Below are 13,346 nucleotides of genomic sequence, written 5' to 3'. Positions count from 1 at the left end.
ATAAACTCTATGATTCTTTAATGATTAGAAGAACAACCTTGCCATAATCGGCAAATGATCTGATGGATACTTCTGATCTTTGCTATCCGTAAGAGAAGCATACTTCTGTACCTTAAATCCTTTGTTTACAAAAATATAATCGATCCTATCCAGAAGTTTTGCGTTAAATTTAAAACCATTGAATGTTCCTTCAGGACCATAAGCTTGTTCAATAGTGGCTTCTTTAGTATCTGTTAAAAATGATTTTAAAGTAGCGATTGCTTCTGTTTCAGGAGTAACATTCAAATCACCTGTTAAAATAACCGGCAACGTTGGAGCAATCTCCATAATTTTCTTTTTGATAAGCTTAGCGGCTTCGATCCTGGCCTGAACACCTACATGATCATAATGTGTATTGAATACTATAAAGTCTTTCTTATTCCACTTATCATGAAGCTTTACCCAGGTACAGATTCTTACTATTGCTGCATCCCAACCTTTAGAAGGCACTTCAGGTGTTTCAGAAAGCCAGAATGTACCACCATCCTTTTTCCTGAATCTGTCTTTATCGAAATATATAGCAGTAAACTCGCCTTCACGCTTACCATCGTTCCTGCCTACTCCTACCCTTTCGTAATTTGTATTTTCCGAAAGCTGATCAACCTGTAAAGCCAAAGCTTCCTGCACACACAATATATCAGCATCATGAAACTTCACCAATGCCTTTACATTATCCTTTCTGTTTGGCCAGGCGTTCACACCATCATTCGTATTGTTATAACGAATGTTAAAACTCATTACATTAATATAGTTTGCCGGTTTTCTTTGAGCAGTTACAGTCACACTCAGCAATAATAGCACTGAGCATAGTTTAATCATCATCTTCATATAGCCAAGATACAGCTCCAATGTTAAATTAACCCTTCGTCCCCGAAACTATAATATAACTTATCTGTTACAATCAAATGATCAAGAACCTGCAAATCCAGCAAACTTCCTGCTAAGACTAACTTTTTGGTAATATCAATGTCCTCCTCACTTGGTGTTAAATTTCCTGAAGGATGATTGTGTGCCAGAATCACAGCAGAAGCATTATGTTCAAGCGCTATTTTAAAGATAATTTTAGGATCAGCTACTGTCCCCGCTAAGCCCCCACTACTAATCGACTGTTTGCCAATCACACAATTAGCATGATTGAGCATTAAAATCCAAAACTCTTCATGATCCAGATCTGCAAACACAGGAATCAATACTTCAAAAGCAGCAGTTGAAGAGGTTATCTTAACTGCTTCCTTTTTAGCGATCTCTTTCCTTCTTCTTCCGATCTCTAAAGCAGCAACAATGGTAATTGCTTTTGCCTCGCCTATACCTTTGAATTTAGATAATTCCTTTACTGTTACTCTTCCAAGTTTATCCAGATCATTGTCGTAAGTACCCAACATCCTTCTACTCAGGTCTACAGCTGTTTCGCCCCTATTTCCTGAACCTATTAAAATAGCGATCAACTCTGCATCAGTAAGTTGCCGCCTACCTTTAAGTAATAGCTTTTCACGTGGCCGGTCTGCTTCTGCCCAAGATTTTATACCTAGTTTTTCCCTATATGGTTTCATATAAAAATATCTTTAAACAAAAAAACGGGATATGCATTGCATATCCCGTTCTATAATATTATAAAGCTATGTTTATTTTAAGCCATTAACAAATTTAGTCAGCTTAGATTTATTGTTAGCTGCTTTGTTTTTGTGAATAACATTCTTTTTAGCTAAACGATCAAGCATAGATACTACTTTAGGAAGTAATTCTAATCCTGTTTTTTTATCTTCTGCAGCACGCAATCTTTTGATAAACGTACGAGTTGTTTTAGCCTGGTACCTGTTACGTAAACGTTTAGTTGCGTTTGCTCTAATTCTTTTTATTGAAGATTTATGATTTGCCATTTTATGTTATTAATATTTTTATTTTTAGAGCTCACGCCCTTTATTGTTCTATTTTTCGGACTGCAAATATAGAATTAATGTTTTTAATTTACAAAGGCATTATGCAAATATTTTTTCAACTGATATTTATTTGCTAAGATTTACCCTTAAATTGAGTTCGAAGCTTCCATTGGTATAAGCACTCAGTGCAGAAGTCTGTGTAGTGTAAGTTCCGCTGATCAGGTATTTCTTTTTGTAATCCATCCCCAATCCGAAGGTGGCACTTTTAGTACTATGATACATACCCATCAAAAGTACTTGTTTATTTGCTATCCCCAACTGCGCACCAGCATCCCAGATATTATCGAAACCTTTCACTCCGCGATAAGCAAATTTTGGCTCTATATCCATTCCCTCTGCCCCTTCACTGATTCCGATCTTATAGCTTACAGCGGTATAAAAAGTCGCCACATCTGCCAATTTGATCACATCCTTTTTTAATACACTTTTAAGATTTGGAACAGCAGCCTGAATATTCAATCCATCTGATGTATAAGCGACCCCGAAATCACCATCCAAGTAAGTCTTGCGATCATTATACTGCCCTATACTCGGATCATTCGGATCACCATACATATCTGAATTTCCCAGACGCTGGTTCGAAAACCCCAGGGACACCCCAAAATGCAACTGTCGATTGTTATCATTTAATGCCAGATGATATGAATAACTACCAAGCACACGGGTCTGTCTTTCTAAACCTGCACTTTCATTGTTTACTGTTAACCCCAATCCAACTTTGTTAAAACCATAATCCGCAGTTAAGCTTTGTGTTAAGGGTGACCCCTCCACATTGTTCCAGAGCTTGCGATAAGCCCCATTCAATTTCAACCCCTTAGCAGCACCTGCAAAAGCAGGATTTATCAGATATTGATTGGTATAATATTGTGCCGACAGCGGGTTCAACTGTCCTTTAACTGTAGTACCTATCGCTGTTAAGACAACCAACAACAATGTTTTATATAATTTCTCCATCTATTTATTAATAATTATGATGATTGAACCAGCCCTTTGATGGCTGGCTCAATTCATACAGTTTTATCTTATTCAATTGGCTTAATTTTGTCTGACAACAGTAATAAAGCCTTTAATCTTCCGTCTGTTTACACCAAAGTCAATCACATAGTAATAGGTACCTTCAGCTAAAGGCATTCCATTTAAGGTAGCATCCCAGCTGTTATCGTATCCTTTTTTACTATATATAAAGCGTCCTGCCTTGTCAAAAATCTTCACTTCATTATTTGGGTAAAAGTCAATGTTTTCAACCACCCATTTATCATTAATGCCATCACCATTTGGAGACATGATATTTGTTGCCTTGATTTTAGCCAGATCATCCAATACTGTAAGCGTGAAAGTCTTCGTTTCTGAACATTCGCTGGCATTGGTCGCTGTTACTGTATAGGTAGTCGTTTCACGAGGTCTGACCTCAAGCACGGCAGAATTCCGGCCTGAAATAATACCATTTGCATCAGCCCACACATAAGTCGAACCTCCGGTAGCACTTAACAATACTGTTTCTCCTTTACTAATCTCTGCTCCTTTATTACTATTGATTGAAACAATTGGTAAAGCATTTACGGTAATCACAAATGTTTTGCTATAAGTATCTACCCCGCCATTGGCAGTACCTCCATTATCTTTCACGGTTATAGTCACCACTGCTGTTCCTGCGACTGCACCTGATTTAATCCTGTAGTTTATTGCTCCCGTAGCACCACTTCCAGCTACGGTTAAATCCTCAAACAAATCAGCATTATTGCTGGCTACACTTAAAACCGTGGTTTGTCCACTTTCTGGTCCGGCACTGATGCCCGTTAAACGAATAGTTTGTGCCGATGTGGTAAAACAGATAACCTGATTAGCAACAGCTTCCAGTGTCGGACTCTCATTTACATCAGTCAAGACAATAGTCATTTCTCTCTCCAGACTAAGTCCATGCTGGGTAGTACTTCTTACGCGAATACGATAAGTTGATTTAGTCTCAAAATCCAGAACCGCCGCCGCATTTACTTTATTTCCATTGATCGTAAATCGTGCATTATCAATATCACCAGTTCCAGTCACAAGTGTATATGTAAAAGTTGCAGAAGGATCATCAGATGTACTACTCAAAGTTCCTGCATTCGTTCCCACGGTATTATTTTCATAAAGTACTACACCTGAAAGAGCAATACTTGTTGGTGCTCCCGGTTTTATTTTAAGATTACCTGCAATATACCGAATGTCATAGTTAGCAGCTACTGCTCCGCTGACTGTTATAGGGTAATCGCCAATTGGACTAGAAGAAGTAGCTGTAGTAGTTACTGCAGGCTGAGTAGTGAATACCGCAGCTGTTTCGTTGTTTGCAAAATCGGAATAACTTACTGTTAACGGAGGATTAGCTGTGCCTGCAAATTTCTCTTTATTTTCTGCCGTAATAGTTAATACTTTTTTAGCTACAGTCAACAGTCCATTTTGATTATTCAGTATATAATTAGCTAATTTATTATTTGGATCCTGCACTGTTGCCACAATTGGATAGGTCATTCCTGATCCAGCTGTAGCTATTGCCCCCGTACTATTGCGACTTACAGTGATGTTATCATTATTAACAACCCCAGAAATACTTCCTGAAAAATCAGCATCAAGTAATACTTCTCCATAAGTCTTGGAACGATTTGAATTGACTACCGTCAGTCCTCTTCGATTAACCGTTAATTCTCCAGGCACATAATTGATCAGGTAATTTTCTAAACCTGATCCAATCGCATCTGATATTACAATTGCATATGGTGTAGACGCTACAACAGCACCGGCTACCGAACCCGTACTGGTTATAGTCAGACTGTTTACCATATTACCGTTGATGAGACCATTTACCGTATAATCATCACTACTAAACGTAAATGTTTCCCCATAAGATTTACTTCGATTATGTGCCGTAATACTTAAGGATTTAGGATTAACAGTGAGCGTGCGCACAACATCTGTAGCTGCCTCATAGCTATCATTTCCACTTTGTGAAGCTGTAATTTGCGTAGTTCCGACTCCCACAATTGTGATGATATTATTGTTCACAGTGGCAACATCAGGATCCGAACTTGTATAAGCGACAAGTAAACCAGAATTGGCAGAAGCAGATAACAGCGGGGCTGCATCTCCGTAGGTAATTGTTCCTAAATTAAACCCAGTTATAGCTTGTGTGCGTTTATTTACTGTAAGAGTTGCAGATGTACTGGTTTTACCCTCGCAAGTGCCGCTACGAACAACACAACGATATTGAGTCCCATTCATAGCAGCTGGCGCTCCTGTAATATTTAATGTCGCAGTGGTAGCATTACTATAGACCCCTGAATTTGAAATATCAGTAAAATCACTACCTGTTTTTAGCTGCCATTGATATACAAGGCTGGAACCTGTAGCGGATGTTGTAAAAGCGGCATTACTACCTGAAATGATAGAAGAATTTGATGGATTACCGGTAATCGAAACGGGAGCAGGCTGTGTTAAAGAAAATGACGTTGAGGTTTCTTTCCCTCCGGCATCAGTTACCGTAACGGTATATAATCCAGCGGATAAACCACTTATAGCATCCGTTTTTCCTCCATTAGACCATAAATAGGTATATGGAGCAACACCCCCGCTGACTGAAACAGATAAAGCTCCCGTTGAAGATCCGTTACACAATATTGAGGCAGTTTGGGTAATCCCGGCACTAAATAAATGGGTTAGTACAACCTTTCCGTTACCAATATTTGTAATCCCTAAATTAGTTGGTAAAAGTCCGGAATTAAAAGACCCTCCACCACCGCCATACCTTGAACTGGCATAAGCACCGGAATAATCCTGGTAACCGCCACCGCCTCCACCTGAATATCCCCCGCCACCGGCTGGTTCATTGTGCGTAAATCCGGAGCCACCACCACCAAATCCACCAATACTTGGGTCTTCCATTGAAACATCTGCACCTTCTGCACCATTGATAAAACTTTTTCCCGGCCTGCCATATCCGGAAGTATTTATTCCATTTCCGTAAAAACCGCCGCCTCCGCCGCCGCCAGCCGGGCCATTACCCTTATTTGTTTGGCCTCCAGAACCATTAGTACCTCCAAGCCCTGTATTTCCATTATTCCCATTATTATTATAAGTAGCAGTTATATTTAAGGTACTCACAGGTTCGTTCGGGGTTCCAGCCCCCCCGCCTGCCACTATTACAGGCGTAGAAGCAGCTAAAGAAGCTCCAGTGCTAACAAATGAGCCCCCATTTCCACCAGCGGCCACTCCTTGTTGCCCAACGGCAATGTACAGCACCTGTCCCTGTGTAAAATTGAATTCCCCTTTAATTTTAGCGCCAAAGGAGCCATTTGCACCAGCTCCCCATACTTCAAGGGAGTATCTTCCGGCTACAGGAACAGTAAATTGCTGAATCCCACGGAGCGCATTCATAGTCACCTTACCATTTAGAGTTGTTCCTGTATAAGCAGTATTAAGCATTGCCTGTGTAGGACCCTGCCGCCCTGAGGCACCAGCATTTGTAAAATTGTAAACAGTTTGTGCACTTAATCCTCCATTAAAAATGAGTAAGCAGCATAGAAACATGAACCTTGACCACCAAGGAAATAGGGGTAGTTTTTTAAGCATAAATTTAATTTAGATTGTGTAACATGACATAATTCAAGTCAAAAATTTTGAATTATTATCAATAAACTAATCCAACAAAAATAAACCGACTATTGCTTTCGTGTAAAGAAATGAAAAGTAATTATGTCCTAACTTCTTAAATCAGGACATAAAAACCCACTCAAAAATCAAAGCAAATGACAGACTAACAAACTGATAAACAACACACTTATTGTTGCGACTTCTCTTTTAACAGCAAATATTGCGATGGACTTGTGCCTGTAAACTTTTTAAAGGCGGCAGAAAAGGTACTTCTTGATGAAAACCCAGATTTTTTCGCCAAACCCTCAAGTGTATAAGAACGCCAATTACTATTTTCCATCTCCTGTTTCACGAAATTAATCCGATAACTATTGATAAAATCAGTAAAACGTTGCTTGTAATGATGATTTAAAACGTAAGATAAATGATGTAACGGCATCTTTAATGCCAGAGCCAGCTCAGTCACAGTAAATCCTTGTTTCCTGAATGGTTCTTCTGCATCAAAATAATCTTCCAGCTTTTCCACATAAAACCGCATCAATTCAGGGTTAAACGGAGATTCACGGGGACTATCGGAAGTACTACCTTCAACAATTGACACTTCCGTTTCACTTGCAGTATTGTAACTTTCAGGTATTTCATTGCATGATACTGAATAAATGCTTCTCGGTATACCATACAATACATGCGGTTTAAAAAAGAGATACATACTTAAACAAGTAAAACCAAGAACCTGTAAAAGCGTTGGGACTGATCGGGCAGATGAGAGCGCATTCGCCGGAGAACCCAGGTTAATCCAGGCAATAACAGACATCGTCCCTAAACCTATATAAATAATAGAGCAAAAGATCGTAAAAGTAAATAACCAGGTAGCCACTTCTTTAAAACCTTTAAGCCCGTCGCGTAGGACAATCCGATATAAAATCAGCCATTGAAAAACCAGATAAATAACACCAATGATCCACCGGAACTGAAAATGCCAGAAAGCAGGTATAAAACCCGACCCTTTCTGAAATGACATGTTAAAATTACTAGTAATAGTTTGCGCAACAAGCCTTTTAGTCTCCATATCGGCAAAATAAAAAGGCAGCAAATCAATTACATTTAAAACTGCAGGAATAAAATGAAGCCAGTCATACTTTCTAAACTTAGTTTCATCCAACAAAATACTCCTGATATAAAGATAGCTACATGCCGGGATAAGGTAATAAAGTGGGCTTCCTAAGCGAAATATTCCAGGTACAAATTTTAACCAGCCAGTTATAACCAACAAGTAGAGCAAAGCGTACCAACCCCAGGTAAAAATTACTATTCCTAAAAGTCGGTTTGCATGTAATTGGTACCTACCTTTTGTAAAAAGTAGCGCACTTGTAATAAAACTAGTAAAAATCCCCCCTACTACGAGGATATCGTAAAAACTTATCACCTAAAAAGCATCTAGTATAAAAAATAACAGCTTATCACCACTTCATTAACTACACACAGCTATTTTAGATCGAAATTATTAAAAAAATAAAGTCAAAGCAAATTTACACCAGAAAAATACCCTAAAGTTAATAGATTTTACAAAAAAATCTAAGCGTACCTTTTGCTCACTACATCCCAATCTATTGTATTCCACCAATTGGCGATATAATCTGTACGTTTATTCTGATATTTTAAGTAATAAGCATGCTCCCAGACATCCAGGCCCAGTAAAGGCGTACCTTTTATTTCAGCAGTATCAAAAAGGGGATTATCCTGATTAGCAGTAGAGGTAATTTTCAAAGTCCCTTTATCATTAACCAGCCAGGCCCAGCCGGAGCCAAAGCGTGAAGCCGCAGCGGCTGAAAACTGTTCCTTGAACTTATCTACAGATCCAAATGCTTTATCTATAGCCTGTTTTAAGCGACCTTGTGGCCCTGTAGAAGTACCCGCCTTTAGTGTATCAAAAAAGAAATTATGATTCCATGCACCACCACCATTATTACGTGCCTTGGCCGACAGCTTCGATGCATTATTAAAAAACTCTTTTACTGTTGCGTATGGTATTTTTTCAGCAGCGATAGCATCATTTACATTTTTAACATAGGCGGCATGGTGTTTTGTATAATGAATCTCCATCGTTTGCGCATCAATATTAGGTTCAAGTGCATTGTAAGCATACTTTAAAGGAGACTGCGTAAACTTAAAAGCAGTAAAGTTATTATCATTACTATCGATAAAATCAGTTGCCTGAGCAATTCCTCCATTTAGCAAAACAGGAGTACCTATTGCCATAGCTAATGAAGCTGTTAAAGTATTTTTAATAAAATTCCTTCTATTGTTCGATTCCATAATTTCTATTGTTTTATTGATTACCAAGCTTGGTGAGCGTCCTTAATATAAAGAAACTGATCTCGCGGAAAAAAGTTTACACGTCTTCTAATTTTTACATAGTCTCAACAATTTGAACAATGATTACTATTTCCAGTATAATGCTCTTTTTTTGAACCTAATGATTAATTTTTATCTTTGATCATTCAATAAAGGGGCTAATTATGGCTTTATTGCAGAATATCATACCCTAAGAAAAACGTCATGAAAAAACGCATAGCTATATTTGCCTCAGGATCAGGATCCAACGCTCAAAAAATAATGGAGCATTTTAAAAAGAGTACAGAAGCTGAAGTAGCCCTGGTTCTCACGAACAATCCAGATGCTTTTGTTTTACAAAGAGCGGATAATTTTGAAATTCCATCTCATATTTTTGACAGACACGAATTTTATCACACAGAGAACATTATAGATCTGTTAAAAAACCTGGAAATAGACCTTATTGTTCTTGCTGGATTCTTATGGTTAATTCCTAAAAAGCTCATTGCTGAATACCCTGGACGTATCATTAATATCCACCCTGCAATTTTACCAAAATTTGGAGGTAAAGGCATGTATGGCGACTATGTTCACCATGCTGTAATGGCTGCTGGAGAACCTGAAGGTGGTATCACCATTCATTATGTAAATGAAAACTACGATGAAGGGGAATACATTTATCAGGCTAAATATCGCATCGAAAAAGATGACAACCTTGAAATGGTTAAATTTAAAGGGCAGCAACTGGAGCACCTTCATTATCCAAGAATTGTAGAAAGCGTTATCAAAAAAATAAAGAAGTAGGTTACAGATTATGATTACTTTACCGCTTTAGAAAAGGCCATACCACGTGATGCGGGCCAAACTTCTTTAAAGCCATACAATTCGTACAGTCTATAGGCATCCCCGTCAGCAATAAGACTGATATAGCAGGATGCAGGCAAAGATTCATCTATAAAGTCTTTAAGGTATTGCATAATCAATTTACCAAGGCCCTGCTTTTGGTGTGCGGGTAAAACGCAGATATCAACAATCTGGCAATGACAAGCCCCATCGCCAATAATACGGCCCATACCTACTGGTTGGTCATTGTTTGATACATCCAGGATAACTACACTGCAAATCGAGTTATTTAATCCAATTTTTGCAGCTTCGAGGGTTTTAGGGCTTAAGCCACTTGATACCCTTAGATGGATATATGTTCCAGGATCTACATCTTGGTATTTCGCCTGGTATTTCATAACCTTTTAACTATTCGCTTTGTACAATAAATAATAAGGGCAAAGGTACTAAATTTTCAACTTATCTGAATACAAGAATACTTGCAAGCATCATTACATAATCTTTTGGAAGGTACTCTGTACCGGCTATTATTAATCATTTCAGGATTATTATAATCTTTAAAAGTAAGTTCCCGGTTGACTCATAACCTTGTATTTTAATTTTCTCCATTCTGCACATAATAGACCTAGTGTATTTGTTTATTGATTAATAAATCTAATGAAAAAAACCACCTAAAGTCCTTAAGATGTAACAACAATGTATAGATATAATCGTATAAATTCATTGATAAGAATCAAATCGCAATGCATCTAAAGCTTATTTCCTAAACGGACTAGAAAACAGGCAACCTTCTCCTACACCAAACCTAGTTGAGAATACCACAAATAATCATTTGACAATAAAAGAAAAACAGGTAACTTTGCGGCTCAAAATTTTTCCCCAATGAGTCAATCAATAAAGATCAAAAACGCTTTAATTTCAGTTTATTACAAAGATGGTTTAGAGCCACTGGTTCGAACACTTGCAGCGCAAGGAGTACAATTATTCTCTACCGGAGGTACTGAACAGTTTATTAAAGACCTGAATATTCCTGTTACTGCTGTTGAAGACCTTACTGGCTACCCTTCAATTTTAGGTGGTCGTGTAAAAACATTACACCCTAAAGTTTTCGGTGGTATTTTAAACCGCAGAGCACTTACTGGCGATCAGGAGCAAATTGCTGAGTATGAAATTCCTGAAATTGATCTGGTTATTGTTGACTTATATCCGTTTGAAGAAACAGTAAAAGGCGGGGGCTCTGAATCTGAGATCATCGAGAAAATTGACATCGGTGGTATTTCATTAATCAGAGCAGCTGCAAAGAACTTCAATGATGTTGTGATTCTTGCTTCTAAAGATGACTATTCGACTTTACAACAACAGCTGGAAGCACAAAATGGTGAGACCACTTTAGCTCAGCGTAAAGCCTTCGCTAAAAAAGCATTCCACACTTCTTCTCATTACGATACTGCAATCTTCAATTACTTCAATAATGAAGAGCCGCTAAATGTATTTAAACACAGCATCAATCAGGCACAAACTTTAAGATACGGTGAAAACCCACATCAGCAAGGTGTATTCTTTGGTGATTTAGACGCTATGTTTACCAAATTAAATGGTAAAGAGCTTTCCTATAACAACCTTGTTGACGTTGATGCGGCTGTAGCTTTAATTGATGAATTCGATGCGCCAACTTTCGCCATTCTAAAACATACCAATGCTTGTGGTGTGGCTTCAAAAGCTACTATCCTTGAAGCATGGAATGTTGCACTTGCATGTGACCCGGTTTCAGCTTTTGGTGGGGTATTGATTGCCAACAGAGAAATTGACCTGGCTACTGCAACAGAAATTAACAAATTGTTCTTCGAAGTATTAATCGCTCCTTCTTATGCACCAGAGGCTGTTGAGTTATTCCGTGCTAAAAAGAACAGAGTAATTTTACAACGTAATGAAGTTGAGCTGAGCAAGACCCAGTTTAAAACTTTATTGAACGGAGTAATTGAGCAAGATAAAGATTTAATTATCGAGGGTCCGGAACAAATGACTTCAGTAACTGAAAAATTGGCTACTGAGCAAGAGCTTAAAGATTTATTCTTTGCTAATAAAATTGTAAAACATACTAAGTCGAACACCATAGTTTTTGTTAAGAACGACCAGTTATTATCAAGTGGTGTAGGTCAGACTTCAAGAGTTGACGCCTTAAAACAAGCAATTGTTAAAGCTGAAGCTTTTGGTTTTGACTTAAAAGGGTCTGTTATGGCATCTGATGCATTTTTCCCATTCCCTGATTGTGTTGAAATTGCTGCTGAAGCAGGTATCACTGCAGTTTTACAACCAGGTGGTTCAATTAAAGATGCAGATTCTATAAATATGGCTAATGAGAAGGGAATCGCCATGGTTACTACCGGAGTACGTCACTTTAAACACTAATTTATTTGTCTGCGAATACAATAAAAAGCCGTAGTTTTACATTAATATAGAACACAGAATTTTTAATACTTAATTTATTACCTATAAATGGGTCTATTTAATTGGTTTACACAAGAAGTTGCTATCGATTTAGGTACAGCAAACACCTTGATTATACATAATGACAAAGTAGTAGTTGATGAACCTTCAATCGTTGCTTTTGACAGACAGACAAATAAAATCATAGCCATTGGGAGACAAGCCATGCAAATGGAGGGTAAAACCCATGACAACATACGTACCGTAAGACCCTTAAAAGATGGTGTAATTGCAGACTTTAATGCTGCTGAAGCTATGATTAAAGGGATGATCCGTATGTTGAATGGTGGTAAGGGATGGATGTTCCCATCTTTAAGAATGGTGATCTGTATTCCTTCAGGAATTACCGAAGTTGAGAAACGTGCGGTTAGGGACTCAGCGGAAATTGCAGGAGCTAAAGAGGTATACCTGATTCATGAACCGATGGCTGCAGCTGTAGGTATCGGGATTGATGTGGAAGAGCCGATGGGTAATATGATTATTGACATAGGTGGTGGTACTACTGAAATTGCAGTAATCGCATTGTCCGGTATTGTTTGTGATCAGTCTATCCGTGTTGCAGGAGATAACTTCGATTCTGATATTGTAAATTACATCCGTCGCCAGCACAACATTATGATTGGTGACCGTACTGCCGAAAAGATTAAAATTGAAGTCGGTGCTGCTTTACCTGAATTACAAGATCCACCTTCAGACTTTGCGGTACAAGGTAGAGACCTGATGACAGGCGTTCCTAAACAGATTACTGTATCTTATACTGAAATAGCACACTGCCTTGATAAATCAATTTCAAAAATTGAAGAAGCAATTCTTAAGGCCTTGGAGATTACTCCTCCGGAACTTTCAGCGGATATCTACCAGACTGGTATTTATTTAACCGGTGGTGGTGCATTACTTCGTGGCTTGGATAAACGTGTTGCAGCAAAAACAAAGCTTCCGGTTCACGTAGCAGAAGATCCTCTTCGTGCTGTTGTACGTGGTACTGGTATAGCCCTGAAAAACATTGGTGGCTTTAAATTTTTAATGCAGTAATAAGATAACGATGTTTGATTATAGATTTGCGATTTATGGATAAAGATTATA

At 38.2% G+C, this 13,346-nt stretch carries 11 protein-coding genes; 3 read left to right on the top strand and 8 right to left on the bottom strand.

Features of this window, described 5'->3' with window-relative positions; genetic code table 11:
• Positions 1 to 24: 24 nt before the first annotated feature.
• The 7 genes from ABDJ41_RS04425 to ABDJ41_RS04395 all read right to left on the bottom strand — a co-directional run bounded on the left by ABDJ41_RS04425 (position 25) and on the right by ABDJ41_RS04395 (position 8,915).
• A complete protein-coding gene (locus tag ABDJ41_RS04425) occupies positions 25 to 861 on the bottom strand; it encodes an endonuclease/exonuclease/phosphatase family protein (protein WP_349784539.1) in 837 nt (278 codons plus the stop codon).
• A 29-nt stretch (positions 862 to 890) separates the two neighbouring features.
• Positions 891 to 1,589 carry a RadC family protein gene (gene radC / locus ABDJ41_RS04420; protein WP_349784537.1) on the bottom strand — a complete coding sequence of 233 codons (699 nt, stop codon included), beginning with the start codon at positions 1,587 to 1,589 and terminating at the stop codon, positions 891 to 893.
• Positions 1,590 to 1,661: 72 nt separating this feature from the next.
• The gene (gene rpsT, locus ABDJ41_RS04415) at positions 1,662 to 1,916 is read right to left on the bottom strand and encodes a 30S ribosomal protein S20 (protein WP_099440835.1); all 255 of its coding nucleotides are present in this window, start codon (positions 1,914 to 1,916) and stop codon (positions 1,662 to 1,664) included.
• Positions 1,917 to 2,042: 126 nt separating this feature from the next.
• Positions 2,043 to 2,930: a PorP/SprF family type IX secretion system membrane protein gene (locus ABDJ41_RS04410; RefSeq protein WP_349784534.1), complete on the bottom strand. Its 888-nt coding sequence runs from the start codon at positions 2,928 to 2,930 to the stop codon at positions 2,043 to 2,045.
• Between the two features lie 81 nt (positions 2,931 to 3,011).
• Positions 3,012 to 6,578 carry an MBG domain-containing protein gene (locus ABDJ41_RS04405; protein WP_349784533.1) on the bottom strand — a complete coding sequence of 1,189 codons (3,567 nt, stop codon included), beginning with the start codon at positions 6,576 to 6,578 and terminating at the stop codon, positions 3,012 to 3,014.
• 208 nt (positions 6,579 to 6,786) lie between these two features.
• Complete coding sequence (locus tag ABDJ41_RS04400) at positions 6,787 to 8,025, bottom strand: helix-turn-helix domain-containing protein (protein WP_349784532.1); 1,239 nt, start codon at positions 8,023 to 8,025, stop codon at positions 6,787 to 6,789.
• 149 nt (positions 8,026 to 8,174) lie between these two features.
• Complete coding sequence (locus tag ABDJ41_RS04395; RefSeq protein ID WP_349784531.1) at positions 8,175 to 8,915, bottom strand: superoxide dismutase; 741 nt, start codon at positions 8,913 to 8,915, stop codon at positions 8,175 to 8,177.
• Between the two features lie 243 nt (positions 8,916 to 9,158).
• Here ABDJ41_RS04395 and purN point away from each other — a divergent pair, with 243 nt between their 5' ends.
• On the top strand, positions 9,159 to 9,737 hold the full coding sequence (purN, locus tag ABDJ41_RS04390; protein WP_349784530.1) for a phosphoribosylglycinamide formyltransferase: 579 nt from the start codon (positions 9,159 to 9,161) through the stop codon (positions 9,735 to 9,737).
• 14 nt (positions 9,738 to 9,751) lie between these two features.
• Here the strand turns inward: purN and ABDJ41_RS04385 are convergent, their stop codons facing one another.
• Positions 9,752 to 10,174: a GNAT family N-acetyltransferase gene (locus tag ABDJ41_RS04385; protein WP_349784529.1), complete on the bottom strand. Its 423-nt coding sequence runs from the start codon at positions 10,172 to 10,174 to the stop codon at positions 9,752 to 9,754.
• A gap of 484 nt (positions 10,175 to 10,658) precedes the next feature.
• On the opposite strand from ABDJ41_RS04385, the gene purH reads away from it, so the two are divergent.
• Together purH and ABDJ41_RS04375 are read left to right on the top strand one after the other, a co-directional pair.
• On the top strand, positions 10,659 to 12,185 hold the full coding sequence (purH, locus tag ABDJ41_RS04380; protein ID WP_349784528.1) for a bifunctional phosphoribosylaminoimidazolecarboxamide formyltransferase/IMP cyclohydrolase: 1,527 nt from the start codon (positions 10,659 to 10,661) through the stop codon (positions 12,183 to 12,185).
• Between the two features lie 87 nt (positions 12,186 to 12,272).
• Positions 12,273 to 13,295, top strand: a complete 1,023-nt coding sequence (locus ABDJ41_RS04375) for a rod shape-determining protein (protein ID WP_084291510.1) — start codon at positions 12,273 to 12,275, stop codon at positions 13,293 to 13,295.
• Positions 13,296 to 13,346: the final 51 nt, after the last annotated feature.

Source organism: Pedobacter sp. ASV1-7 (assembly GCF_040203335.1).
In the GTDB taxonomy this organism is placed as follows: domain Bacteria; phylum Bacteroidota; class Bacteroidia; order Sphingobacteriales; family Sphingobacteriaceae; genus Pedobacter.
This window is presented reverse-complemented; position numbering and strand designations above follow the sequence as displayed.

What these genes read in the sequence shown, in the direction of transcription:
- rpsT (WP_099440835.1), bottom strand. Translation starts at nt 1,916, where the DNA reads ATGGCAAATCATAAATCTTCAATAAAAAGAATTAGAGCAAACGCAACT.
- ABDJ41_RS04425 (WP_349784539.1), bottom strand. Translation starts at nt 861, where the DNA reads ATGATGATTAAACTATGCTCAGTGCTATTATTGCTGAGTGTGACTGTA.
- ABDJ41_RS04410 (WP_349784534.1), bottom strand. Translation starts at nt 2,930, where the DNA reads ATGGAGAAATTATATAAAACATTGTTGTTGGTTGTCTTAACAGCGATA.
- purN (WP_349784530.1), top strand. Translation starts at nt 9,159, where the DNA reads ATGAAAAAACGCATAGCTATATTTGCCTCAGGATCAGGATCCAACGCT.
- ABDJ41_RS04385 (WP_349784529.1), bottom strand. Translation starts at nt 10,174, where the DNA reads ATGAAATACCAGGCGAAATACCAAGATGTAGATCCTGGAACATATATC.
- ABDJ41_RS04405 (WP_349784533.1), bottom strand. Translation starts at nt 6,578, where the DNA reads ATGCTTAAAAAACTACCCCTATTTCCTTGGTGGTCAAGGTTCATGTTT.
- radC (WP_349784537.1), bottom strand. Translation starts at nt 1,589, where the DNA reads ATGAAACCATATAGGGAAAAACTAGGTATAAAATCTTGGGCAGAAGCA.
- ABDJ41_RS04375 (WP_084291510.1), top strand. Translation starts at nt 12,273, where the DNA reads ATGGGTCTATTTAATTGGTTTACACAAGAAGTTGCTATCGATTTAGGT.
- purH (WP_349784528.1), top strand. Translation starts at nt 10,659, where the DNA reads ATGAGTCAATCAATAAAGATCAAAAACGCTTTAATTTCAGTTTATTAC.
- ABDJ41_RS04395 (WP_349784531.1), bottom strand. Translation starts at nt 8,915, where the DNA reads ATGGAATCGAACAATAGAAGGAATTTTATTAAAAATACTTTAACAGCT.